Source organism: Providencia rettgeri (assembly GCF_023205015.1).
In the GTDB taxonomy this organism is placed as follows: Bacteria; Pseudomonadota; Gammaproteobacteria; order Enterobacterales; family Enterobacteriaceae; genus Providencia; species Providencia rettgeri_E.
In genome coordinates, this window is record NZ_CP096258.1 from 3,927,709 (window position 1) to 3,954,055 (window position 26,347).

Below are 26,347 nucleotides of genomic sequence, written 5' to 3' on the forward strand. Positions count from 1 at the left end.
TATAACTCAGTGCTTTCATTACACTATGAATTACCTATCAATAATAATATTTTGATTTACGACGCTTTTTTCACTATTTCCTACCATCTGAGCAAATTTCTCTAATGGGTCACTCCGAAAAGCATACAAACGTTTAAGCGCAAATGGGTTATCCCCCAATTTGACTTTTCCTTGAATAGTTGTCAGCGCCAAGTGCAAACCGGCTTCCCTTCCTGCCTCCATCGCGGAGGCGTTATAACCACCAAACGGATAGGCTAAATAGCGCTGTTTAGGTTCAAAGCGACTCAAAATTTTCATCGACCGCTTAAAATCCAACATGATCGTGTGTTCTTTCCGGCTAAACAAAATGGGCGAATTATGGTTATCTAAACGATGTAAAAAGTGAGTATGAGATTGGATGTTAAAAACGTCTCGACTATCTTTGATTTCTTGCTTACTCATAAATTGCAGGGTATCCGCCGACCATTTTTGTGGCTGCGTTTTGATGCGTGAAGAAATAATAAATAGCGTCGCCTGCTGGCGGTTATGCCTTAAAATCGGTAATGCATAGCGATAAACTGATTTTAAACCGTCGTCAAATGTCAGCACAACCGCCTTACCGGGTAGATTGGCGGATTTATTCAGATAATCTTCCACGTCAGCAAGCGAAAGGGTCTGGTAGCCCTCTTGTTTTAAATAATTCATTTGTTCGCGAAATGCTTCTACGGATGTCGTCGTTGACGTGTCACGAAAATGCTTATTTTCACTGTCTTTGAGAATATGGTGATAGGTTAAAATTGGAATGCCTTTATCCAATGTAACATCATCTAAGCGCACATAACCGAGCCTATCCCCTATACGAATAGTTAGCCATGCCGTTTTTTCACCAGCCTTATCCGTTTTAATCATCCGTGCTAACACAGGGTAACGCAGGTTTTCCCATAAAGAGGCAATTTGCTTACCATTACTCTGAGTTGAACTGTATATCGCTGTTTTTTGGTGTGTGACTAAATAATCATAAATGGGGTTTTGTAAATCATTTAGCCTATCCACTTCAGGTACATAACGGGGTTTTTGGTTAGAAAACGATACTGTTTTTACAAAAGCATAATCATTGCCAAACTGCATTGCACAATAATCTCCCGAAGGAGAATAGGCATAAAAACCGTGTTCTGCGTTAAGTTCTGCGACAGCGCGCATTTCTCCAGCAATCATGGCAAAAATAATTTCAGGCTGTTTCGTTTGCACTAGCTTGGGGGGTATGTCAGTTAACCGCCAATCATCTGTGTTGTTGACGATTTCAGAAGCCAAAGATTGAGGTAAAGAGCTCGTCAATAAAATACAGAGCAAAAAAAGTAATCGTTTAGACATTTTTCATCCACTATAGCGCTGAGTTTTGCGTAATTATTCTAAACCGACTCTGGATTGAACCCCATACCCTGATAAAAATTTTATTGTCTCATCCTCTTTCTCAAAAATAAGCCAAGAAAATAATGAGGAATAACTAGCTGTTATCATCCATGGTTGGGCTATCTGCGAAGAAATAGCGATCCATGGTGAATTCGAAGTCATCACTGGTCGCATTGAATAACATTTTTTTGGTATTTTCCAAATGTTGCCACATAGCTTGCCGTGCCCCTTTCGGGTCTCGACGCGCTAGTGCCTGCAAAATTTGGTCATGCTCATCACACCAGCTCTCAATCGAACGGTTATCAATGTGCTCGTGAAGCTTGAGCCAGTAAGGATTACGTAAGCGTTGGCTCCACATTTGCTCAACGATCACCACCATCGCACTGTTATGGGTCGACGCGGCAATTTGCATGTGAAAGGCGAGATCCCATGTTGAATCACGAAAACGATCCTCTTTGCGAGCATGCTTTTGAATATCAACCAGTTTTAGAATATCTTCTTTGGTGGCTTGGGTTGCTGCGAACTCAGCGATGTGACTTTCAATCAGTTGCCTTGCTTGTAATAGCTCAAATGGCCCACAACGGCTAAATTCTAATCCTGTTTCTGTATTGACTGAGTTATTGGACCGGTTACTAATAACATGTATACCAGATCCCTTGCGCACATCCACATAACCTTCGACTTCTAGCATAATGATGGCTTCACGGATCACCGTACGGCTCACCTTCATTTCGTCAGCAAGTAACCGTTCCGCAGGCAATTTGGTGCCAACTGGGTATTCGTCATTTTCGATACGTTCTTTGACCAGAGCCGCAACTTGTTGGTATAGGCGCGGTTCACTCTCTTGTGAGCTCATTATTTTCTCCTTTCACATAACCACCCGACTCGCTGACCATCAATGCCTACAGTATAACGAAATTTTTCGACGATGGGTGAAATAGAACTTCACGAATAAATAAATCACAATAAATTGGTATAACACCTTTTAAAGTTATAAACCAGACCGTATAATGAATGAAATTTAGACAACAAAAGATCATTCATACTTTTTATGGCTGATCACGCTTAATCCGATTTCCAATTCAGGGAACGCAATATGATAAAAGATATAATTAAAATACATCCCAATGACAATGTCGCCATTACTTTAGTTAACCGACAAGCAGGGGAAACCATTAGTGTTGCAGAGCAATCAGTGACATTAAAACAAGATGTTGACCGAGGGCATAAAATCGCCCTAGCTCCGATTCAAACTGGCAAAAATATTGTTAAATATGGCGCTCCCATCGGCCATGCAACGACGACCATAACGGCAGGCGAGCATGTTCATACTCATAATACCGCCACCAATTTAAGTGCTTTAAACGAATATGAATACCGCCCTGAACACAACACAATTGCCGTTACACGACCAAATCCAGACGTGCAAATCTATCGCCGAGCAAACGGTGATGTGGCTATCCGTAATGAAATTTGGGTGATCCCAACAGTCGGCTGTGTTAATGCGCTGGCGAGAAAAATGATCGAACGCTTTAATAAACAACACAATGGTGCTTCTGATATTGATGGTGTATATCTTTATAACCATACTTTAGGCTGTTCCCAGCTCGGTGATGACCATTTAACAACCCGTACTATTTTACAAGATATGGTTAAGCACCCTAACGCAGGTGGCGTACTCGTCATCGGTTTAGGCTGTGAAAACAATCAAGTCGCCGCTTTTAAAGAAACACTAGGTGACTATGATGATGAACGCGTCAAATTTATGGTTTGCCAACAATTAGATGATGAAATTGAAGCCGGTGTAGAGCACCTTAATGCACTTTATCAATTCGTCCAACAGAACAAACGCGAGGCGGGTAAGCTGAGCGAAGTGAAATTTGGCCTTGAATGTGGTGGCTCTGATGGGCTTTCAGGGATCACAGCTAACCCATTGCTAGGCTGTTTTTCTGATTTTTTAGTCAGCCATAACGGAACCACGGTGTTAACCGAAGTCCCTGAAATGTTTGGCGCTGAACAAATTCTAATGAACCACTGCCATGATGAACAGACGTTTGAAAAAACGGTCAATATGATCAATGACTTTAAACAGTATTTTATTGCTCATGACCAGCCAATTTATGAAAACCCATCTCCAGGCAATAAAGCTGGAGGAATTTCGACACTTGAAGAAAAATCCCTCGGCTGCACACAAAAGGCGGGTACTAGCCAAGTCATGGATGTTTTAAAATATGGAGAGCGCCTGACAACCCCAGGGTTCAATTTGTTAAGCGCACCGGGTAATGACGCCATTGCCACCAGTGCCTTAGGCGCAGCTGGCTGCCATATGGTGTTATTTACAACGGGTCGCGGCACACCATACGGTGGTTTTGTTCCCACCATGAAAATTGCGACCAATAATGAGTTAGCTGCTAAAAAACCCCATTGGATTGATTTTAATGCAGGCGCCTTATTAACAGGAAAATCCATGGATCAATTATTAGATGACTTCATTCAGCTTGTTGTCAAAACCGTTAATGGTGAACACACTAAAAATGAAATCAATGATTTCCGTGAATTAGCGATTTTTAAAATGGGCGTCACACTTTAAAAACAAACTATTCCCTATTGCTTAGCTAATTATTAAGCAATAGGGATACAACTAACTATTTATATTTATTGTGGATATTTTATAAACAAAGAAATCCGTTATTGATCATAGGATCAATAATTACTCTCGTTTGCCAATTCTATTTAATTAATTTTTTAACCGCTTTATTTTTGCCCGTAATACGCATTTTTACCATGCTTACGTAAATAGTGTTTATCTAATAATACTTGTTGCATTGAACCTATTTGTGAACTTAATTGACGGGTAAATAAATTCATATAGGCAATTTCTTCTAAGACGACCGCATTATGTACCGCATTATCAGGGTTGCTTCCCCACGCGAATGGACCATGGCTATTCACTAATACAGCAGGAATGTCTTTCGCTGAAATCCCTTTTTCTTTAAAAGTTTCAATGATCACATGACCTGTTTCTCTTTCATAATCGCCTTCAATTTCATTTGCTGTCATTTTACGGGTACAAGGGATTTCACCGTAGAAATAATCGGCATGGGTTGTCCCCAAGGCGCTCAGTGGTTGCCCTGCTTGAGCCCAAATAGTGGCGTGGCGAGAGTGAGTATGGACAATACCGCCAATTTCAGGGAATGCTTGGTACAGCGCCAAGTGCGTGTCGGTATCTGAAGAAGGTCGATATTTCCCTTCTACCACTTTTCCGCTTTCCAACGAGACCACCACCATGTCCTCTGCTTTCATGGTTTCATAGTCAACGCCAGAAGGTTTTATCACCATTAACCCAGCTTCGCGGTCAATACCACTCACATTCCCCCAAGTAAAGGTCACTAGGTTATGTTTGGGTAAGGCAAGGTTTGCTTCAAAGACTTGTTGTTTCAATTGTTCTAACATAACAACTCCCTAGCTTTTTAAAATATGCTTTAATATCAACAGCAAAAATTTATTATGGTGATGTTTTTTGTGTGTTGATAACCTGTATCTACCTATTAAGGTAAACAGTTTTAGGCCATTTAAAAAGCACCTCACTTTACAAATTCGCAACAAAACAGACCAACTCAGGCGTACTCGGGCACGCACGGTCATAAAAACACATAAATAGAATGTGGTTAACTGACCGAATTAGCCCAATGATTTTTGTTTAATACCATAAAAGTAAAAAGATCCCGCGAATATAGTGATGCAAGTCTAGTTATCGTGTAACTGGTTGGAATTAAATTCACAAAATACCGATCGCAATCACTTTAATCGGCTTTGTTTTTTTCAAAAAGAGATAACTTGAATCCAATCACGACAAAAAAAAAGCAATACGGGCAGAATAAATATCGTGGAAAGAATAGGAGTTAAATATGTTACAAGCCGAACGCCATAAATTAATTTGTTCTCATGTTTCGCAGAATGGCTCGGCGCTAGTGCGTGATTTAGCTCAATTATGTCTCGTTTCTCAAGAAACTATCCGTCGTGATTTAACGGCTCTTGAACGTGAAAATAGGATCATCCGTAGCTTTGGGGGCGCGGTTGCCATCGACCAAGAAGAAATGCCGATGGTGAATGTGATGCCTTCTTCGGTCAAGCTCAGCCAAATGGTGGATGGCGCAGAGTCTTTTCGCAAAAGAACCGAAGAGCACCCTGATGCCAAGATGAAGATTTCGAAGGCTGCACTAAAATTAATTCAGCCTGGTGACTGTATTATGTTAGATAACAGCAGTACTTGCTGGTTTCTCGCACGGCAAATACCTGATATCGACATTACGGTAGTGACAAACTCGGTTAAAATTATTCAAGCGCTGGCCTGCCGTGACCGAGTACGTGTCATTGGTATAGGTGGGGAGTATTCAGAACGTCATGATGATTTTCATGGCCCAATTGCAGAAAGTATTATTCGTAGCTTTCAGATAAAAACCTTATTTCTTTCATGCCAAGGGTTTAATATCGAAAATGGTATTCGTGATGGCAGTGAAATAAACTCAAAATTAAAAAATATTATGTTACAGGTTTCTGAAAATAAAGTTTTGCTCGCGGATAATAGTAAATTAGGAAAGTATGCATTTAGTCAGGTTTGTACATTTGATGATATTGACGTATTAATCACAAATAAACTCAATGATAATAATTTTCAAAAACAATTCTCTAATCTTAAAATTATCGAGTGCGACAAATAATTTATAAAAATAAAAATCATATAGCTGTAATGTAAGTAAAAATAATAAGTTCCATTTTATTTTCTGTATTAAATAAGTGCAGGGATATTATTTAACCATAATTCCTTGGCACTTAATTATAGGCATACCTAAATATGAGAAATTCATTATTTCTAAATAATGGAATTTCTTGATTTAGTATCCATCTACACTAAGGAATACAACTATGAACATGAAGAAGCTAGTTTTACCTTGTTTAATGAGCGTTGCACTATTTTCAAATGTCGCGATGGCTGAATCACAAAAAGCACAAAAGCCCTTTACTATGGGTGTCGTCGTTAAAGTCGGTGGTATTCCTTGGTTTAATGTTATGGAACAAGGTATTACTGAAGAAGGTAAAAAACTCGGGGTAAATGCCTTCCAAGTTGGCCCAACAACGGCTGATCCAGCAGAACAAGTTCGTGCTATCGAAGATTTAATCGCGAAGAAAGTGGATGTCATTGGCGTTGTTCCTAACGACGCTAAAGTGCTTGAGCCTGTATTAAAACGCGCCCAAGACGCTGGAATTAAAGTTATTACCCACGAATCACCAAATCAAAAAAATGCCGATTGGGACTTTGAATTACTTGATACCCAAAGCATGGGGGCTAACCATATGAGAGACATGGCGGCCTGTATGGGTGAAGAAGGCAAATACGCCATGTTTGTGGGAAGCCTGACAGTACCATTAGTGAACGAATGGGCCGACGCGGCAATTGCTTACCAAAAAGCGAACTACCCAAAAATGCAAATGGTCGATGACCGCTTTGGTGTTGCCGAATCCGTTGATGACTCAATGCGTACAGCTAATGACTTGTTATCTAAGCACAAAGACTTAAAAGGCATCATGTCATTTGGTTCACAAGGCCCTATCGGTGCAGGCCGAGCCATTGATAAACGCCGTAAAAATGACGAAACCTGTGTATTCGGGACATTCACACCTGGCCAAGGCATCAAATTACTGGAAAAAGGCGCAATTGATGGCGGCTATATCTCTAATCCAAAAGTCGCAGGACAAGTATTTGTACAGGTTGCAACTGCCATGATGAATGGCGAAGAAATCAAAGATGGCGTGTCTATTGGTGATATGGGTGAAATCAAAGTCAGTGGCAACACGATTTTGAGTGACAACCCCGTTAATTTGAATATTGAAAATACGAAAAAATTGGTCGAAGTCGGTCTGTAATTTTACCTTGTCAAAATAATGTTCAAAACAAAAATACAATATTTATCAATATATTAAATTTTATGTTCTTTGAGTTCGAGTCGCCTGCACTAACGCAGCGGCTCGAACGCATCACGAACAAGCCAACACCAATTTATTTGCAGTAGGAATTGTACTTATGACAAGCACCTCAAAAGCTGACAAATCCGATCCACTCATTACCTTGCGCGACCTTTCCAAAAGCTTCGGTGGTCACCGTGCATTACGCAATATCGATTTGACGCTCAACAAAGGTGAAGTGCACTGTTTAGCGGGCACCAATGGGTGTGGGAAAAGCACATTAATTAAAACCATCAGTGGTGTCTATGCCCCTGATGACGGTAGTAAAATTGAAATTGATGGGAAAAGTTATCACCGGTTGACGCCAGATAAAGCGCGTGAGCTAGGCGTGCAAGTTATCTACCAAGATTTGTCACTATTTCCAAACTTAACCGTTGCCGAAAATATCGCCTTTGAGCTGAACCTCAAAGGCTATTTTGGCTGGTTTCGCAAAAAACAACTGCGCGAAAAAGCCTTAGAAATCCTCAATGAACTGGCTTTCACCATTGACCCCGACACCCCTGTGCAATTTTTACCCATTGCTCAACGCCAACAGGTTGCTATCTGCCGAGCCCTAGTTGCCGATGCACGTCTGGTGATTATGGATGAACCAACGGCTTCATTGACCCGTACCGAAGTCAACCAACTACTCTCAACGGTTAATTACCTAAAAGATAAGGGTATTACTGTTGTTTTCGTAAGTCACCGACTAGAAGAAGTGAAAGAGATTTCTGACCGCATCACCGTGATCCGCGATGGTCAAAAAATTGGCACATGGCCTGCTGAAGGCTTAACTACCCGCAAAATTACAGAGTTAATGACTGGCTTAGATATTGTCCATGAACGTAAGCCCCCCAATAACGCGGAAGACCGACGCACGGTACTAGAGCTAAAAAACCTCAGTCGAGCTGGGCAATATCGCGATATCAACTTAAGTTTAAAACGCGGGGAAGTATTAGGTTTATGTGGTTTGTTAGGCTCAGGCCGCACCGAATTAGCGCTATCATTGTTTGGCATTACCCATCCCGATAGCGGCGAATTACTCATCGAAGGCAAACCGGTTAAGTTAAAAAACAACACCGACGCCATTAAGCGTGGCATTGGTTATGTCTCTGAAGACCGCCTGACTTTAGGTGCCATTTTACAGCAATCAATCGCAGACAATATGGTGATTTCGATTCTGGATCGCCTCAAAACGCCTTTGCATTTAATCGATGAAAAACAGTGCCAAGAAATCGTACAAGAGTGGATAGCCGACTTAGATATTAAAGTCACTGACCCCAATAATGCCCTTTCAACACTTTCAGGCGGTAACCAACAAAAAGTGGTACTTGCTAAATGGATTTTAACACGTCCTAAAGTACTGATTTTAGACTCACCGACCGTTGGTGTTGATATCGGCGCAAAAGACAGTATTTACAAACTCATTCACCGTTTGTCAGGTGTCGGTATCTCTATTCTATTAATTACCGATGAAGCCTCCGAAGCTTATTACAATTGCGACCGAATTTTACATATGAAACAAGGCTCTATCGTCAAAGAAATTGAGACAGATTCCATCAATGAACAACAATTGGAGGAAATCATCAATGGCTAATTGGCAAAAATTACGACCACAATCTGTCGAAGGCTGGCTGATTTGGGTCATTCTTATCATGGTGGTGTTCTTCACATTGATGAGCCCGCAATTTCTCACTATTCAAAATTTACTCGACCTCAGTGAAAGCTACGCCGTTACCGGTATTTTCGCCTTAGGCTTATTTGTGGTTCTCGTCACTGGGGGCATTGATATTTCGTTTGCCGCCGTGGCTTCCGTAGTGCAATACGTGATTGCCACTTGGTTATTGCAAGGTTTTATTGCAAGCCCTGCCGTCAGTATCACATTGGCGATTATCATTGGTATCGCTTTTGGCTTGATCAATGCCATTTTGATTTATTCGCTGAATGTAGTGTCGATTATTATCACCATTAGTATGCAATCGCTGCTGTTCGGCATGCTGATGTGGCTAACCAATGGGCACAGTATTTATGACTTGCCTGATTGGTGGGTAGATCCTGTCACTATCCTGCCTTTTGAAGTGGATGGTGAATATTACCAAGTTGGCTTACCGTTAATTGTGATGCTTGGCATTGCCTTCTTAACGTGGATTTTGATGAATAAAACCCACATCGGCCGTCAGTTATATGCCGTTGGTGGCAGCCAAGAATCTGCGTCTCGTATTGGTATCCGTGTTTCCGTGATTTACCTATTTGCTTATGGTTACCTTGGTGCGATGGCAGCGATTGGCGGCATGTTGCAAACCTACCGAATGAGTGAAGTGGTACCGAGTGCCCTTGTGGGTGGAGAGCTGGATGTGCTTGCCGCGGCCGTATTGGGTGGCGCCAGTTTATCCGGTGGGCGAGGTTCAGTGATAGGGACACTCATGGGGGTTTTCCTGATTGGTATCTTGAAAAACGGCCTTAACCTGATTGGTGTTTCAAACTACTTCGTCAATATCGTCATCGGGCTGGTTATTCTCATTGCGATTTGTATTACCCACTACAAAAAACGTAAAGAGACGGATGTCGGTTTTGTTTAACAGGAATATCACCATGAAAAAAAATACTTTTTTTAACATTGATGGCTCTGTTATCGGACTGCTTTCAATCTTTGTTTTGGCTATCGCTGCGTTTAGCATTGCCATGCCAGGGCACTTTTTTACTCAAAATACCTTTTTGAGTATCACTTTTCAGTTACCTGAATTGGGCTTACTCACCTTTGCCATGTTTGTTCCTATGTTAAGTGGTGGGTTGAACCTTGCCATTATTAGCACTGCTAACTTAACGGGGCTCTTTATGGCTTGGGTATTTATCAATTACCTCCCAGTGGATGCCAGTACTGGCACACAGCTAATGTGGTTGGTCTTCGCATTAATCGGCGCAACCGTGATTGCAGTCATTATCGGTAGCTTAACAGGGCTGATGATTTCCCATATCGGAGCCCACCCGATCCTAGTGACCCTCGGTACAATGACGATTATCAGCGGCATTGGTGTTTACCTCACCAAAGGTGCGGCATTAAGTGGGATGCCCCCCATTGTTCGTGCCATTGGTTCCGATACTGTGCTTGGGGTACCAATTGCGATGATTATCTTCATTGTTACCGCAATTCTCTTAGCGCTGTTTCTAGGCTGTACGCGCTTAGGTAAAAATATCTATATGAGTGGCAGTAATATCAATGCAACGTGGTTCAGCGGTATTCGTACCGACCGAGTCATGATTGCGATATACACCATTTCTAGCCTGTTATGTGTATTAGCTGGGCTCATCATGATGGCTCGCTTTAACTCTGCACGTATGGGCTACGGGGATTCCTATTTACTGCTCACCATTCTTGCCATCGTATTAGGTGGAACTAACCCATTTGGGGGAGTTGGTAAGGTTAGCCGAGTGTTCTGTGCCTTATTGGTTTTACAGGTCATTGCGACAGGTTTAAGCCTGCTTGGTGTAAGCCTGCACTTTAACCTCGCAGTTTGGGGGATCACGCTCATCTTGGCATTAGCATTCAAATTCTTCAAAGAAAAATGGAGTGCTAAACGTGCGATGAACCGCAACCAACGCCTTAATAAAGCATCGACACAAAGTTAATTTTTCAAGGGGAAAACCATGCGCAAGCATCCAATTGGTATTTATGAAAAAGCATTACCAAAAAACAGCAGTTGGTTAGAAAAATTAGTCATCGCAAAATCTGCGGGTTATGATTTTGTGGAAATGTCAGTGGATGAAACTGACGAACGCCTAGCTCGGTTAGACTGGAGCCCCGCTGAACGTCTGGAAGTGGTTAGAGCCATTCAAGAAACAGGTATTCGCATTCCAAGTATGTGTTTATCGGGCCATCGCCGTTTTCCTTTTGGTAGCCATGATGAGGCCACTCGCATGATGGCCTATTCCTTAATGGAAAAAGCCATTAAGCTCGCTCAAGACTTAGGCATTCGCACTATTCAGCTCGCGGGTTATGACGTTTACTATGAAGAGCAAGATGCCGAAACGATTGCCAATTTCGAAAAAGGCATGCAGTGGGTCAGTGAAATTGCGGCTGCTTCTCAAGTCATGTGTGCGGTGGAAATCATGGATACGCCATTTATGAATTCCATTAGCAAATGGCAAACGCTTTCCGATAAAATTCGCTCGCCTTGGTTCAAGGTGTATCCTGATGTCGGTAACTTAACGGCATGGGGTAATGATGTCGAAAAAGAATTCACCCAAGGAATTAAACACGTTGCAGCCATTCACTTAAAAGATACATATGCGGTGACTGAAACCTGCAAAGGCCAATTTCGTGATGTGCCTTTCGGCGAAGGCTGCGTAGATTTTGTTAATTTATTCAAATTATTAAAACGTTTAAATTACCGCGGTTCCTTTCTGATTGAAATGTGGACAGAAAAAGCCGATGAACCACTGATTGAAATTATCAAAGCCCGTCATTGGATGGAAGACAAAATGCAACAAGCTGGCTGGTATAACGCCTAAAGGAGCCGATAATGAATGCATTTTTTATGGGTGTTGACCTGGGTGGTACCGTCATTAAAGCGGGGATCTACACCGCTGAAGGCCAAGAAATTACGGTTGCTGAGCACTCTTTTCCCACTGAAAGCCCACAGGCGGGTTTTAGTGAACGCAATATGGAAATGTTATGGGAAGCGGCTTGCAGCGTGATCCGCAAAGCCATTCAAAATAGCCAGCTCAGTGCCGCCCAAATTTCCGGTGTCAGTTTTTCATCCCACGGTAAAGGGCTTTATTTGCTCAACAGCCAAGGAAAACCAGTTAGAAATGGGATCGTATCATCTGATTCACGTGCTCAATCCATTGTTGATAAATGGCACCAAGACGGTACTGCGGATAAAGCTTATCCATTGAGTTTGCAGCAATTATGGGCTTCTCATCCCGTTGCACTACTGCATTGGCTAAAACAACACGAGCCTGATAACTATCGCGATACTCAGCATGTTTTGATGGTTCATGACTATATTCGCTATCGCTTAACCGACCACATTGCCTGCGAAGAAACCAATATTTCGGGTAGCCAATTATTTAACCAAATCCAGTCGAGTTATGACCCTAAATTATGCCAACTGTTTGGTATTGATGAAGCAAATGACAAACTCGCACCTGTAATTAACTCAGCCCAATTAGCGGGTACCGTAACCCACAAAGCTGCCGCAGAATCTGGACTGGTAGAAGGAACCCCTGTATTTGGTGGTTTCTTTGATGTCGTGGGAGCCGCGTTGGCGTCAGGGGTGAGCCAAAAAGATAAACTCAGTGCAGTAGCAGGCACTTGGACCATTTCAACGCGTGTCTTTGATGAGATTGTGCCTTCAGATTACCCATACGTATGGAGTAAATACTGCATTCCAGGTACCTATTTTGTCCACGAAGGCAGCCCGACTTCCGCCAGTAACCTCGCGTGGTTCACTCGTCACTTCTTCAATCAACGTTTGCAAGATTATGATGTACTGAATCACTGTGTGGCTGAAGGGGCAACGCGGCCAAACGATATTCTATTTTTCCCTTGGCTGTACGGTTCTAATTACCACAGTAATTTGCACGGTGGTCTACTCGGTTTAAGCTCACACCATACAGATGCTGATATTGTTTATGCTATCTATCAAGGGATTGTATTTTCACATTTGTTGCATCAAGACCGTATTGTTGGCCTTGATAATACAACCGAATCTATTCGTTTCACGGGTGGCCCAACACAGTCACCGTTGTGGATGCAAATGTTCTGTGATGCCAGTAACTTGCCGTTAGATGTCGTCAACGTGCAGCAATCAGGTTGCCAAGCGGCGGCACTTTGTGCCGCTGTCGGAACAGGTTACTACTCAGGTTTTGATGTCGCTATTGCGGCAAGTACCCCCAAAATCACTACTTACCAACCCAATGCGATTGGCCATCAACAGCTGCGTGACAAATTCGCTCGTTTTAAAGCAGTTGCCGATGCATTAAGCCAATAACCTATTGAATAATAAAGGCAGAACTTATAACTCAGTTCTGCCTTACTTTTTCTAAACTAATAAATTATCGTTCTTGATTGCAGTAAGAAATGAATTAGCGCCCTTTCTTTTAGCCCGTTAAAACCCAAAACGCCCCCTGAGCAAAACTATCAAAAATGATGCTTTGACAAAATCACATACGCTATGAAAACCCTATCTGAACTTTTTATTGCACCCATTACATCAAAAGTTGTGATGGTGATCGGTAATTAAACATTTATCGCCGTTTGGTTAGTGATATAGCTCTGATTTTGATCTTTCGTCACTAGAAAGTGAAATGGAACCGGTTCCATAATGCATTATTCGCAATGACAAATGGGCTAAATCCCCTTTAATCAGACAGAGGAAAGTCATGAGCAAAGACATTATCGTTGTTACTGCCGCCTACGGTGCACAAACCGTAAAACAACTAGGGGGTCAACAAGCCCTATTCGATATTATTCAAAACAGCCATGCGGATGGTGCTGAAATCCGCCAAGAACTGTTGTTACCCAGCGATAATTTTTCGGATATAGCCAAAGGACTGCAATCAAGACAGCTCACCGCGGTTTATTCCGTGCCAGACACGCTATTTCAGCAACAAGCTCCTATCGAAATTCATCAATTACGCCTCTATTTGGAACAAGCTCAGTCATTCAATGCGCAGATATTGAAGCTGTCATTGGGGAACTTACCTGAACAATATGATTTATCAGAAGTCATTAACCTTCTCAATCAATACACCACACAGTTAGTGATCGAGAATGACCAAACCGAGGTAGGCGGTCACATTGCACCTCTTGAACGTTTTTTTGCTGATGTTAAAGCCCAAAATCTGCCAATAAAAATGGCATTTGATATGGCGAATTGGCATTGGCAGCAAGAAGACCCGCTAAAAGCCGCCCATATTTTCGCTCCCCAAGTCGCTTATATTCACGTTAAAGCCTGCCAATTGCGTGGTAATAAACTCGTTGCTGTAGCACTTGATGACAGCGACGGCACATGGAAAGAAGTGCTAAACGCGCTACCGAATAACGTCCCTCGTGGTATCGAGTTTCCACTCGAAGGCCATGATTTACGTGCAGTTACTGAATACTACGTTTCTCTGTTAAAGGAGATTTAACATCATGAAAAATCAATTAGATGTTGTCACGCTTGGTGAAGCCATGATGATGTTTGTGGCAACACAAACAGGGGAATTACATGACGTCGAAAGTTTCGTTCGCCGCGCAGCCGGAGCTGAGCTGAATGTTGCTATCGGTCTGTCTCGCTTAGGGTTAAAAAGTGGCTGGATAAGCCGACTTGGCGATGACTCCTTCGGGCGTTTCATTCAAGCCACTTTGGATAAAGAACAACTGGATAGTCAATGCGTTACAGTGGACTTTCGTTACCCAACGGGCTTCCAACTTAAATCTAAAGCTGAAAATGGAACCGATCCCAATGTGGAGTATTTCCGTAAAGGGTCAGCAGCTAGCCATTTAGATCTCACTGACTTTAATGAAGCGTATTTTCTGTCTGCCCGTCATTTACATTTAAGTGGCGTGGCAGCCGCACTTTCGCCCACCAGCTATCAACTGTCACTGTATGCAGCAAAATGGATGCGAAATGCAGGGAAAACACTGTCATTTGATCCTAATTTGCGTCCATCCCTATGGAAAAGTGAACAGGAAATGGTCGAACAGCTCAACCAACTCGCGTTCCAAGCTAATTGGGTCTTACCCGGTTTAAAAGAAGGCAAAATACTGACGGGCTTTGACCAACCCGAATCTATTGCTGATTTTTATCTCGCTCAAGGTGTCGACGTGGTTGTGATTAAAACCGGGGAACACGGTGCGTATTATAAAACAGCCGGTAACCAACAGGGTATGGTTCCCGCTGTCCATGTGAAACACGTCATTGATACCGTCGGAGCTGGTGATGGCTTTGCTGTTGGCGTCATTAGCGCATTACTTGAAGGCTTAACATTACCGCAAGCTGTTGCAAGAGGTAATTTTGTTGGAGCAAGAGCCATTCAAGTTATTGGCGACAGTGAAGGTTTACCAACTCAGGCACAACTGCAGCATGAAATGGCATTACTGTCCGCGACCACCACTAAAGCGGTATGTTAAAAGGAAATCGATTATGACAATGAATACTCCAGCAGCGTCACGTTGGTGGCGCATCATGCCAATCGTGTTTATCACCTATAGCCTTGCCTACTTAGACAGAGCAAACTACAGTTTTGCCGCGGCTGCAGGGATCAACGCTGACTTAGGCATTACCAAAGGGATGTCATCCCTGCTCGGCTCATTATTTTTCCTTGGTTATTTCTTTTTCCAAATACCGGGGGCTATTTATGCAGAGAAGCGCAGTGTCCGTAAACTCATTTTTGCTTGTATCTTCCTATGGGGCTTATTCGCTAGTTTAACTGGCATGGTGAGCAATATCCCTATGTTAGTGATTATTCGTTTTAGCCTAGGGGTCGTCGAAGCCGCGGTCATGCCTGCGATGCTTATCTATATCAGTAACTGGTTTACGCAATCAGAGCGCTCTCGCGCCAATACTTTTCTAATTCTAGGCAACCCCGTTACGGTACTGTGGATGTCCGTGCTATCCGGTTATCTCATTCAAGCCTTCGGGTGGCGTGAAATGTTTATCATTGAAGGGGTTCCTGCGATTTTATGGGCCTTTTTCTGGTGGCGAACAGCACGAGACAAGCCTAGCCAAGTCAATTGGTTAAGCCAATCAGAAAAAGAGACATTGGATAAGATCCTGAGTGACGAACAAAAAAATATCAAGCCCGTTCGTAATTACCGTGAAGCCTTTAAGTCTCGCAATGTGATTTTACTCTGCGCTCAATATTTCTGCTGGAGCATTGGGGTGTATGGCTTTGTGCTGTGGCTGCCATCTATTATTCGTGGTGCCTCCAACCTTGGGATGGTAGAAACAGGCTGGCTTTCCGCAGTCCCTTACCTTGCTGCGACTCTGGCCATGGTCTTAGTTTCATGGGCATCTGACCGAATGCATAACCGCAAATTATTTGTCTGGCCAATGCTTTTACTCGGCGCGATATGTTTCCTCGGTTCCTACTTACTCGGTAGCAGCAATTTTTGGTTCTCTTATACCTTATTAGTGATTGCGGGTGCAGCTATGTACGCCCCGTATGGGCCCTTCTTCGCTATTATTCCTGAAATGTTGCCAAAGAACGTTGCCGGTGGTGCAATGGCATTAATCAATAGTATGGGCGCATTAGGTTCATTCTTCGGTTCATGGTTTGTAGGGTATTTAAATGGAGCAACAGGTAGCCCAAGTGCCTCATATATGTTTATGGGACTCGCATTGTTAGCTTCGGTTTTCTTTACCCTGATTGTTAAACCAAACCAAGAGCAAAAACGTGATGCCATCATCACAGAACATGCTTAAAAGGGATATCATGAAAAAGAATATTATTTTATATAAATCCATTCCCGCGGATCAACTTACGCGGCTACAGCAACACTTTAATGTCACTGAATTTGATAGCATTACCCCTGAAAATCTCGCCAGCTTTAAACAAGCCTTGACGAGAGCTGATGGCATTATTGGGGCTAGTTACCCTATCACTGCAGATGACATTGCCAATGCACCAAATTTGAAAGTCGCGTCAACCATTTCGGTTGGTGTCGACCAATTTGATATTGACGCAATGAATGCCAGAAAGATTGCATTGATGCATACCCCCAATGTATTAACCGAAACCACCGCGGATACCATTTTTACATTAGTACTGTGCAGTGCACGCCGCATTATCGAAATGGCTGAAATGGTCAAAAATGGCCAGTGGACTCAAAGTATTGGTGAAAATGCATACGGCAGCAATGTGCACGGTAAAACGATTGGTATACTCGGAATGGGGCGTATTGGCTATGCTGTCGCTAAACGTGCACACTTAGGCTTCGGAATGCCAATTCTCTATTACAATAACCATACCCATCCCGATGCAGAAACCCAGCTTAGTGCACGTCGTTGTGACCTCGATACATTACTCACGGAATCGGATTTTGTCTGTGTCGTGCTGCCATTATCCGCTTCAACCGAAAAATTAATCGGTAAAAATGAGCTGGAAAAAATGAAACCCAGTGCGTTTTTGATCAACGGTTCAAGAGGTCGAATTATTGATGAGGCCGCGTTAGTCGACGCATTAGAAAATGGCACAATTCGCGGAGCGGGTTTAGATGTGTTTGAGGTGGAGCCGCTTCCAAGCAACTCTAAGCTACTCACGTTACCAAATGTGGTGGCCTTGCCTCATATTGGCTCAGCCACCCATGAAACCCGTTATGCTATGGTCGAATGCGCTGTCGATAACCTAATAGCAGCTTTAAAGGGTGACCTGAGCCAAAATTGTGTTAACCCTGAAATAGCCAAATAGATAAGTACCGAGAACGCCCTAATTTATTAGGGCTCTTTAAACATTAATGCTCATGGGCGTGTCCCTCACGAGCAACATGGCTTCGTTCACACTCCGTCAGAAACTGGACAGAATTCAGTTTACTGGTTGATGGTGCTAAATAATATAACCCCACTGTTTTTTGAGTTGGTGAGTAAATCTCTAACATGCCATTGACATCAGAATAAAAATCACCTTTATTGATCACGACATTAAAATCTTTGATTTTTTCAACACGTCGTTGCTCTGTGCTTTTCACTAGCGGATAACTCATATACTCATAGCCAACAAAATCAACAACATTTATTTGATCATTATTGAAAAAGATTTGAACTTTACTGGCACCGGTAGGGAAAAAAAACTTACCATTACGCTCTATTGTGATGTGATTATAGCTTTGGTCAACTTGGCAGGTATATTCTTTGATCTGACTTCTGGTGCTACATCCCGCTAAAACAAGGCTAGCTAGCAATAATATCCCTATCTTTTTCATATGTTCCCTATACTCTCAAAATGGTTATAATTTAGTCTACACACCAGTATACATGTAATAACCCTTAAGCTAAATTGGTAAATGGTAACCAAATTTTAAGAGCCGCTAAAGACTACAATGTCGTTGATTTGCGGATCAGTAATTCCCCATTAAATAAATATTGCATTGGGGGTTTATCTGGGTTTTCCAGTTTTTCTAGCAAGCACTCCACCGCCTTATGCCCCATTTCCGCTGTCGGTTGAGACACCGAGGTTACCCCTTGCCCTGCTAATGCCGCCCATTCGAGGTTATCAAAACTGAGAAAACCAATATCCGTTCCCCACCGTAACCCTTGCTTATTCATGACATACGCCAACTGCAAGGTCAGTACGCCATTGGCCGCGACAATCACTTTGCGCATACCCCGATGAGCCGTACAAAAATCAGCAACAATGGCTTCTAATTTCGCAGGATCAGGCAAGGCCACTTCATGAAATTCGCTTTGAATATGTTGATGGCTCTGTGATAACGCTTGGAATGTCTGTAAGCGCTCTTGCCGTGCGCTGTTATACACAATGGGCTCAGTAACAAAACAAATCGCTTCGAACCCTTGTTCCAATAGGTGATGAAACGCCATTTGTGCAGAAGCGGGGTTATCTAGACCAACCATATCGCTGGGGAAATTGTCGATTTTTCTATCTAATAAGACAAAAGGCAGCGTGGTTTCTTTCAGCACATCAATGAATTGTTCGTTAACACCTGCTGAATTGATAATAAGCCCATCAACGCGGTAACCTTTTAATAGCTGAATAAATTGGCATTCACGCTCAATGCTATTATCAGCATTGCATACGACGGTCATAAAACCTTGCTTAATGGACTCCGCTTCCACCCCTTTTAAGACTTCAACAGAAAATGGGTTACCGATATCGGCAATAATCAAGCCAATCAGGCCTGTCCGCCCATGTTTCAAGCTCCGTGCTATTTGGTTTGGGCGATAGTTTAATTCACGAATGGCGCTTTCAATACGTTGGCGCAAATTATCTGAAAGTAAATGGAATTCACCATTCAAATATCGCGAGATACTGGTTTTCCCAGCTTGGGCTTTGGCAGCAACATCTTTGATCGTGGCAACTTTTTGCGTTTTCGGGGCCATAGCGTCAGTTTTATCCATTCTATAAAAACATCACCAGCCTGTTATCTTACTCGAATAAGCGTCATTTTACTTGTGATATTGCGTTAACTTGCTGTTTTAACCATTGAATAAAAATATCTGCCTTCGGGTTACGTTTATCATTAAGCATCGCAAAATAGTGGCGTTGTTCGCACTTCAGCGAAATATCACCAAATGGCATTACCAGTTCTTGGCGCTTTAAACGTTTTTCAACCAATTGTTTACGCCCCATGGCTACACCTGCATGGTTCATGGCGGCAACAATCGCTAAATCAGAACGATCAAAACATAAGTTTCGGCGATGAGGAAACAACGTTAATTGGTAATACTCACTCCATGCCTTCCATTCATCATAGTCAGAGTTACTGCTCCATGCTTGCCTATCATGCAATAAAGTACAATTTTTCAATTGGTGCATATTATTAAGTAAATCATGCTGTTCTGCATATTGTGGGCTACAAACCGGGACAATTGATTCTGACATTAAATCTTCACAATATAAGTTTGGCCGAGTGATATCATCATAATAAATGGCAACATCAATACCATAACCACGAAAATTAACGTCATCGTTCCCTGTTAATAAGTTCAATTGAATCGAGGGGTATTGATGAGCAAAATCCGCAATTTTAGGAATTAACCAGCACTGGGCGATGGATGGTCGCGAATATACCGTAAGTTCACCCGAGATTTCTTGGTTCTTGATATCAATGATTTCTTGGTTAATATCATCCAAATTTTTGCGTAAAGCCCAGTAAATCCGCTCACCATCAACCGTCAATTCAATGCGCCGATGAAAACGTTCAAATAATTTAAACCCCAATTCCCCTTCTAACGTGTTAATTCGGTGGCTAACCGCACTAGGCGTTAACGCCAGTTCCTGAGCCGCTAATGCAAAAGAGCAGTGCCGTGCCGCCGCTTCAAAAGTATGTAGACGCGATAGCTGATAACTTGATAACCGTTTATTCCACTGAATAAATCCAGATTGCTCAAATTGATTGAAATGTGCTGACACAACGCCTCCGATAAAAACAATGATCCCCAATAATCTCTACAATACCCATTTTAAGATGAATTAGGGTGACTCAAATGCACTAATCTCCATTTTATATGACTAATATCACACCCTTGGGTTAATTTAGCTCATCTAAACCATATGTTTCATCGTTTGTCACCTTTGAATATTTATTATCCAATAGAAGAACAACAACAAGATGATCAGGGGTAGGATATGGACTCTACAATGTGGATGATTGGTACTTTAGTTATCAGTATTTTACTAATCATCGTTTCAATAATTAAATTTAAGTTTCATCCCTTTTTAGCACTTTTACTCGCCAGCTTCTTTGTCGGTATCTCCATGCAAATGAACCCATTAGAGATGGTCAGCGCCATCGAAAATGGCATTGGCGGTACGCTTGGTTTTTTAGCCGCCATTATTGGGTTGGGTACCATACTCGGCAAAATGATGGAAATTTCAGGTGCCGCTGAACGCATCGGGGTCACTTTACAAAAAAGCCGCTGGTTGACGCCTGACGTTACCATGGTGCTAATTGGGTTAATCTGCGGTATTACGCTGTTTGTTGAGGTTGGTGTGGTGTTACTGATCCCACTCGCATTTTCCATTGCCAAAAGAACCAATACCTCGTTATTAAAACTCGCTATCCCATTATGTACCGCTCTGATGGCCGTCCATTGCATCGTACCGCCACACCCTGCAGCCCTATTTGTCACAAATGAATTGGGGGCTGACATTGGTACGGTGATTGTCGCAGGGTTAGCGGTAGGCTTAGTCGCCTCGTTAGTTGGTGGGCCACTGTTCCTCAAGTTCTTAGGTGACCGCTTACCATTTAAAACTGTGCCAGAGGCCTTCTCTGACCTTGAAGTACGTGAAGAAAAAGACTTACCTTCTTTAGGTGCCACACTGTTCACGGTGTTACTGCCAATTGCTCTCATGTTAATCAAGACAGCCGCTGACTTGAACATGAGCAAAGATAACCAGTTATTTACCTTATTACAGTTTATTGGTAACCCAATAACCGCTATGTTTATTGCTGCTTTTGTCGCTTATTACATGTTAGGTATTCGACGTAATATGGGTATGAGCGTATTACTCAGCAAAACCGAAGAGAGTTTTAGCTCAATTGCTAATATCTTATTGATTATCGGGGCAGGTGGGGCATTTAACGGCATCTTAAAAGGCAGTGGACTGAGCGATTCCTTAGCGATGGTGTTATCGGGCATTGATATGCACCCCATCTTGCTGGCCTGGCTAGTCGCCATTATTCTTCATGCCGCCGTCGGTTCTGCCACCGTTGCGATGATGGGCGCAACCGCGATTGTGGCGCCATTAATGCCAATGTACCCACACATTAGCCCAGAAATCATGACATTAGCCATTGGCTCCGGCGCGATTGGCTGCACTATCGTCACTGATTCGTTGTTCTGGTTAGTTAAACAGTACTGTAATGCCACTTTAGCCGAAACTTTCCGTTTTTATAGTGTCGCCACGTTGATTGCGTCTTTCGTCGCGCTGGCAGGGACTTTTGCACTTTCATTTGTGATTTAAAAGAGAGTAATTATGACTCAGATAAATGTTGATAAGTTAATTGCTGACTACCCTTTAGTTCAGGACTTAATCGATTTAAAGCAAATTGCGTGGTTCAACCCAAATGTCACGACAACACAAGCGGGTTTGCCTTATGTCGGGCTAACCATTGAAGATGTGCAAGACGCAGAGGCGCGATTACACCGCTTTGCGCCTTATTTGATGAAAGCCTTTCCTGAAACCCAAGCCACACAAGGGATCATAGAATCCGAAGTGGTCACGATCCCACAGATGCAAGCCGCTCTTGCAGCTCGCTACCAAACGCCAATTACCGGGAAAATATTACTTAAAAAAGATAGCCACCTGCCCATTTCAGGGTCAATCAAAGCTCGGGGCGGCATCTATGAAGTCCTCACCCATGCGGAAAAACTCGCTTTAGCTGCCGGTATTTTATCGACAGACGATAATTACGAAATTTTATTTTCCGAACAGTTTCGCCAATTCTTTAGCCAATATCGTATTGCCGTGGGTTCAACCGGCAACCTGGGCATGTCTATCGGCATTATGAGCGCTAAACTCGGTTTTAGCGTCAGTGTGCATATGTCCGCAGATGCCAGACAGTGGAAAAAAGACAAATTGCGTTCACATGGTGTAAATGTGGTGGAATATGAGCAAGATTACAGCATTGCCGTCGAGCAAGGCCGTAAAGAAGCCGAAAAAGACCCAAACTGCTTTTTTATTGATGATGAAAACTCTACCACCTTATTTTTAGGTTATGCCGTGGCAGGCTTGCGTTTGAAAAAGCAATTTGCAGACCAAGGTGTTACCGTGGATAACGACCACCCGCTATTTGTCTATTTACCCTGCGGTGTCGGTGGTGGCCCCGGTGGTGTCGCTTTCGGGTTAAAACTCGCCTTTGGGGATGCCGTCCACTGCTTATTCGCCGAACCAACCCACTCACCTTGTATGCTGTTAGGCGTACATACTGGCCTGCATGATGGTGTCTCTGTTCAAGAAATTGGTATCGATAATATCACCGCCGCAGACGGCCTTGCGGTTGGCCGTGCATCAGGCTTTGTAGGACGTGCAATGGAGCGGTTAATTGATGGTTATTACACCATCGAAGATAGCGAAATGTATAACCTGTTAGGCTTACTGAACCAGACCGAGTCTATTAAATTAGAACCGTCGGCCTTGGCGGGTATGACTGGCTGCGTGCATGTCACGCAAAACACCGATTATTTGCAATCAAAATCACTCACACCAACCAAACTAGCTAACGCAACACATCTGGTATGGGCAACGGGTGGTGGTATGGTTCCTGCAGATGAAATGCAAAAATATTTATCACAAGCCAATCTAAACTAATAATTAACATGTTCAAAGCCCTCTTACATTCAATGATATGAGGGCTTTGATAAAAACTCGGGATCCCAAGCTTGGTCAGTTCGAGTGAATACCCAATGCGAATTGTAGATCGGCAAGCGTTATCATCAACATCATAGAGTCAAGTGGTGAAGGGACGAAACCAATGTGCTCATAGAACCGTTTAGCATTGTCCGTTAATGCGTGAACCACAACCCCTCGAATGCCCACCAGCCCAGAAGCCTGAATAACACGATGACAGGCATCTTTAACTAACCCCCTACCAACTCCAAGACCTTTCGCCCTTGTATCTACTGCTAGCCTGCCGAGTAAGATGACGGGAATGTCAGAGGGCATGTTGCGGCGAAATCGCCCAACGGCTTGATTGGTGCTCACAACCCCGGTGGACAAGGCATAGTAACCCATTACTTGGTTATCCGAAGTGGTCACAAAAGTGCGCGAGGCCCCTGAGTTTTGATTACTCATTGCCCGGGTTTTTAGCCAGAGATCCAATGCCTCTTCACCAGAGGAAAACCCTTCCAGTAAATGGCCTGTTTTTAGTGGTTCTGGCGCTGTTAGCTTCAATGTCATTCCTCCCAAGGGGATTTAGACATCATCGTTTTCCTCAATGCCTCATTACTACTCGGCGCGGCATCAAGCTGGCTGATAAATTCTTGGTAAACCTCGGCGCTGACATTAATCACCCGCAGATCGGCCAGCGTTTCTTCAGCTGCACGTCGCGCCGCTTCCAGAACAAATTCGGTACGGTTTTTTCCCACAGCATTCGCAGCACGGTCGATCAGGATTTTGTCTTCCGGTTTTATTCTCAGGTTAAGAGATGAGCGAGTCACGGCAACATCATTTTGAGTCGACATATCGACCTCCCAATTGATTGCTTACTCAGCTAAGCATACAGAAGTGTAATGTCGTTGTCATTACGCTGTAACTACAAGATTGTCGTACCATGTATTTATGACGTAAATATCACATTGATTTAACAGTGAAATTAATAAAAAAATCAAAACGCTGACATGAGTGAAATCCCCCAATAGCTGGGCAACCAATTATTAGGGGTCACTTAATGAGAAGAGGGCTTTTTACCATCAACCGCACATTATTCGCTTTATAATGATTGCCCCGGTAGTGGCACTAAATCACTTTCAATATAGCGTCTTACTAACGTCGCAAGCGCGACTAATGAGTCAAGATGCGTTCTTTCCCAGCCGTGGGAACTGTCTAGCGCGAAACAGGCTAAAGCCGCACGAATATCCCACCCGGCATCAATCGCGGCGGCACTATCCGAACGATAATGTTTAAACGTATCGCGGACGTGAGGAATGTCATACTGCTGACATAGCTGCAATAAATGCCGTGTAATGGCTAAATCAAACGGCCCGGTTCTGTCACGAAAAGCTAAAGTGAGTGCGTCATCCCGTGTAGTTTGGTCTGGGGCAGAAACAGAGTTATCAATCGCTAATAATTCTTGAACTTGCGGACCAAAACCGTGTGTTCCACCAATACCGACCTCTTCTGAAATCGTGAACATCATTTGGCAAGGCACAGCAGGCACAACGCCATCATCCACCAATGATTTTAATGCCGCTAACATCACCGCGCAGCCAGCTTTGTCATCTAAATGACGAGAAACAATAAAACCGTTATCAATAAATTCGGGTTGTGCATCAACCGCAACAATATCCCCGACATTTAAGCCATGGGATTGCAAGTCAGCGAAGTTATAACAGGGGGCATCAAGGCGAATTTCTAAGTTATCCCAATCGGCTATTTGCGTATCCACTTCAGTATTAAAGCGATGCCCTGAGGCTTTTAACGGCAAAATCGTCCCACGATATTGGTGATTGTCACTAAATACCGTCACCCTTGCACCTTCTGCAAAACGCGCTGCCCATGTGCCTGTATTACGCAGTGCCAAACGCCCATTCGGTTTGAGTTGTGTCACCATCGCCCCTAACGTATCAAGGTGAGCGGCTAACGCACGTTTAGGCTCTTCAGTGCCAAGCGTGATATATAACACCCCACGGCGTGTATATTTCGGTGTGAACCCCAACTCAGTCAACCATTGATGTGTCTGCGCAACGGCTTGTTCAGTCATCCCTACCGGGCTAGGTGTACATAACAATGTTTTTAATACAGAGGTCAGATATACTTTATCTATCATTATATTACCTATCTTCACTTAAAAAACGTTCTTGCAATGTGGCTTGCAGCGCTAACATGGCTTGTTCTGCATAAGCCATATGTGCTTCCATCACCGATTGGACTTTTGCGGCATCTTTACGGCGTAATGCTTCGATTAATTGATATTGGTATTCAATGCCTTGGCGTCTATCGACAGGCTCAGGTTTTAAATAAATATCCTTACAAACCGCTAAATCTTTGAGTAAACGCTGTAAAAAATGGCAAATAAACACTAATAAAACGTTGTCGGAATAGCTGGCAACCACGGCATGAAAATCCAGTTCTGCCATCCGCTGCTGCCAACGTTCGTTTTCATCTGCGGGTTCATGGTCATAAATGGCGATGGTATCGTACAGTTTTTGAATACCGTCATTATCGATGTTGTCAATCGCACTAACGGCAACTACCGGTTCGAGTAATTTACGTAACGTATAAATATCTTTGATTGATATATCCCGCGTAAACAAATAGTTGGATAACAAACTCATTGCTCGGGATTCAGTCATCGAATCAATAAATGCGCCGCCACCCGGCCCAGTTTTTGTTTTAATTAATCCTTGAACTTCTAATGATTTCAGTGCTTCTCGCACCGTACTTTTGCTGGCGTTATAATGTTCAATCAGTTCTTTTTCTTGTGGCAAACGGTCACCGGGTATGAGGTTATCGGCCATGATAGTTTCTTTTATTGCATTGACGATTTCATCAGTCCGCTTAATACGTACTGGCTCTATTGTCGTCGGCTTATTGGTGCTCATATTAGGTTCTCAACTGGTTTAAATTA

The 26,347-nt window shown here is 43.1% G+C and carries 24 protein-coding genes; 14 read left to right on the forward strand and 10 right to left on the reverse strand.

Features of this window, described 5'->3' with window-relative positions; all coding sequences use genetic code 11:
* Positions 1-30: 30 nt before the first annotated feature.
* Positions 31-1,350 carry a polysaccharide deacetylase family protein gene (locus M0M83_RS17970; protein ID WP_248467113.1) on the reverse strand — a complete coding sequence of 440 codons (1,320 nt, stop codon included), beginning with the start codon at positions 1,348-1,350 and terminating at the stop codon, positions 31-33.
* Between the two features lie 133 nt (positions 1,351-1,483).
* Positions 1,484-2,245, reverse strand: coding sequence for a transcriptional regulator ExuR (gene exuR / locus M0M83_RS17975; RefSeq protein ID WP_004259169.1), 762 nt, complete (start codon positions 2,243-2,245; stop codon positions 1,484-1,486).
* Between the two features lie 240 nt (positions 2,246-2,485).
* Here exuR and M0M83_RS17980 point away from each other — a divergent pair, with 240 nt between their 5' ends.
* A complete protein-coding gene (locus M0M83_RS17980; RefSeq protein WP_213913650.1) occupies positions 2,486-3,979 on the forward strand; it encodes a UxaA family hydrolase in 1,494 nt (497 codons plus the stop codon).
* Positions 3,980-4,143: 164 nt separating this feature from the next.
* Here the strand turns inward: M0M83_RS17980 and araD are convergent, their stop codons facing one another.
* A complete protein-coding gene (gene araD, locus M0M83_RS17985; protein ID WP_213913651.1) occupies positions 4,144-4,842 on the reverse strand; it encodes an L-ribulose-5-phosphate 4-epimerase in 699 nt (232 codons plus the stop codon).
* Positions 4,843-5,297: 455 nt separating this feature from the next.
* On the opposite strand from araD, the gene M0M83_RS17990 reads away from it, so the two are divergent.
* The 11 genes from M0M83_RS17990 (at position 5,298) to M0M83_RS18040 (ending at position 17,790) form a co-directional block, all read left to right on the forward strand.
* Positions 5,298-6,110 (forward strand): DeoR/GlpR family DNA-binding transcription regulator, encoded by an 813-nt coding sequence (locus M0M83_RS17990; protein WP_125890566.1) that lies wholly within the window; start codon positions 5,298-5,300, stop codon positions 6,108-6,110.
* 211 nt (positions 6,111-6,321) lie between these two features.
* Positions 6,322-7,314: a substrate-binding domain-containing protein gene (locus tag M0M83_RS17995; protein WP_036958239.1), complete on the forward strand. Its 993-nt coding sequence runs from the start codon at positions 6,322-6,324 to the stop codon at positions 7,312-7,314.
* Between the two features lie 157 nt (positions 7,315-7,471).
* The gene (locus M0M83_RS18000) at positions 7,472-8,989 is read left to right on the forward strand and encodes a sugar ABC transporter ATP-binding protein (RefSeq protein WP_125890567.1); all 1,518 of its coding nucleotides are present in this window, start codon (positions 7,472-7,474) and stop codon (positions 8,987-8,989) included.
* Positions 8,982-9,971 (forward strand): ABC transporter permease, encoded by a 990-nt coding sequence (locus M0M83_RS18005; RefSeq protein ID WP_125890568.1) that lies wholly within the window; start codon positions 8,982-8,984, stop codon positions 9,969-9,971. The genes M0M83_RS18000 and M0M83_RS18005 overlap by 8 nt, the downstream gene beginning before the upstream one ends.
* 13 nt (positions 9,972-9,984) lie before the next feature.
* On the forward strand, positions 9,985-11,019 hold the full coding sequence (locus M0M83_RS18010) for an ABC transporter permease (RefSeq protein ID WP_125890569.1): 1,035 nt from the start codon (positions 9,985-9,987) through the stop codon (positions 11,017-11,019).
* 18 nt (positions 11,020-11,037) lie between these two features.
* Positions 11,038-11,901, forward strand: a complete 864-nt coding sequence (locus M0M83_RS18015) for an L-ribulose-5-phosphate 3-epimerase (protein WP_248467114.1) — start codon at positions 11,038-11,040, stop codon at positions 11,899-11,901.
* 11 nt (positions 11,902-11,912) lie between these two features.
* Positions 11,913-13,385: an FGGY-family carbohydrate kinase gene (locus M0M83_RS18020; protein WP_213913653.1), complete on the forward strand. Its 1,473-nt coding sequence runs from the start codon at positions 11,913-11,915 to the stop codon at positions 13,383-13,385.
* A 391-nt stretch (positions 13,386-13,776) separates the two neighbouring features.
* Entirely contained in the window at positions 13,777-14,526 is a 750-nt protein-coding gene (locus tag M0M83_RS18025) for a sugar phosphate isomerase/epimerase family protein (protein ID WP_248467115.1), read from the forward strand.
* A gap of 4 nt (positions 14,527-14,530) precedes the next feature.
* Complete coding sequence (locus M0M83_RS18030; protein ID WP_248467116.1) at positions 14,531-15,511, forward strand: sugar kinase; 981 nt, start codon at positions 14,531-14,533, stop codon at positions 15,509-15,511.
* A 13-nt stretch (positions 15,512-15,524) separates the two neighbouring features.
* Positions 15,525-16,805: an MFS transporter gene (locus tag M0M83_RS18035; protein ID WP_248467118.1), complete on the forward strand. Its 1,281-nt coding sequence runs from the start codon at positions 15,525-15,527 to the stop codon at positions 16,803-16,805.
* A 10-nt stretch (positions 16,806-16,815) separates the two neighbouring features.
* Complete coding sequence (locus tag M0M83_RS18040; RefSeq protein ID WP_248467120.1) at positions 16,816-17,790, forward strand: NAD(P)-dependent oxidoreductase; 975 nt, start codon at positions 16,816-16,818, stop codon at positions 17,788-17,790.
* A gap of 43 nt (positions 17,791-17,833) precedes the next feature.
* Here M0M83_RS18040 and M0M83_RS18045 read toward each other — a convergent pair whose 3' ends face one another.
* The 3 genes from M0M83_RS18045 to dsdC all read right to left on the reverse strand — a co-directional run bounded on the left by M0M83_RS18045 (position 17,834) and on the right by dsdC (position 20,469).
* The gene (locus M0M83_RS18045; protein WP_248467121.1) at positions 17,834-18,301 is read right to left on the reverse strand and encodes an E3 ubiquitin ligase family protein; all 468 of its coding nucleotides are present in this window, start codon (positions 18,299-18,301) and stop codon (positions 17,834-17,836) included.
* 112 nt (positions 18,302-18,413) lie between these two features.
* Positions 18,414-19,454: a LacI family DNA-binding transcriptional regulator gene (locus M0M83_RS18050; RefSeq protein WP_423811126.1), complete on the reverse strand. Its 1,041-nt coding sequence runs from the start codon at positions 19,452-19,454 to the stop codon at positions 18,414-18,416.
* 43 nt (positions 19,455-19,497) lie between these two features.
* Positions 19,498-20,469: a DNA-binding transcriptional regulator DsdC gene (gene dsdC, locus M0M83_RS18055; protein WP_102138076.1), complete on the reverse strand. Its 972-nt coding sequence runs from the start codon at positions 20,467-20,469 to the stop codon at positions 19,498-19,500.
* Positions 20,470-20,685: 216 nt separating this feature from the next.
* Between dsdC and dsdX the strand changes: the two genes are divergently transcribed.
* Both dsdX and M0M83_RS18065 read left to right on the forward strand, forming a co-directional pair.
* On the forward strand, positions 20,686-22,023 hold the full coding sequence (dsdX, locus tag M0M83_RS18060) for a D-serine transporter DsdX (RefSeq protein ID WP_213913659.1): 1,338 nt from the start codon (positions 20,686-20,688) through the stop codon (positions 22,021-22,023).
* Between the two features lie 12 nt (positions 22,024-22,035).
* Positions 22,036-23,370 carry a D-serine ammonia-lyase gene (locus M0M83_RS18065; RefSeq protein ID WP_213913660.1) on the forward strand — a complete coding sequence of 445 codons (1,335 nt, stop codon included), beginning with the start codon at positions 22,036-22,038 and terminating at the stop codon, positions 23,368-23,370.
* 75 nt (positions 23,371-23,445) lie between these two features.
* Here M0M83_RS18065 and M0M83_RS18070 read toward each other — a convergent pair whose 3' ends face one another.
* From M0M83_RS18070 to M0M83_RS18085, 4 genes are all read right to left on the reverse strand, one after another.
* Positions 23,446-23,958 carry a GNAT family N-acetyltransferase gene (locus M0M83_RS18070; protein WP_125890580.1) on the reverse strand — a complete coding sequence of 171 codons (513 nt, stop codon included), beginning with the start codon at positions 23,956-23,958 and terminating at the stop codon, positions 23,446-23,448.
* Positions 23,955-24,242, reverse strand: a complete 288-nt coding sequence (locus M0M83_RS18075) for a DUF1778 domain-containing protein (protein WP_102138080.1) — start codon at positions 24,240-24,242, stop codon at positions 23,955-23,957. The genes M0M83_RS18070 and M0M83_RS18075 overlap by 4 nt, the downstream gene beginning before the upstream one ends.
* Before the next feature lie 248 nt (positions 24,243-24,490).
* Positions 24,491-25,546, reverse strand: a complete 1,056-nt coding sequence (locus tag M0M83_RS18080) for an osmoprotectant NAGGN system M42 family peptidase (protein WP_213913662.1) — start codon at positions 25,544-25,546, stop codon at positions 24,491-24,493.
* A 4-nt stretch (positions 25,547-25,550) separates the two neighbouring features.
* Entirely contained in the window at positions 25,551-26,321 is a 771-nt protein-coding gene (locus M0M83_RS18085) for a FadR/GntR family transcriptional regulator (RefSeq protein WP_125890582.1), read from the reverse strand.
* Positions 26,322-26,347 lie beyond the last annotated feature (26 nt).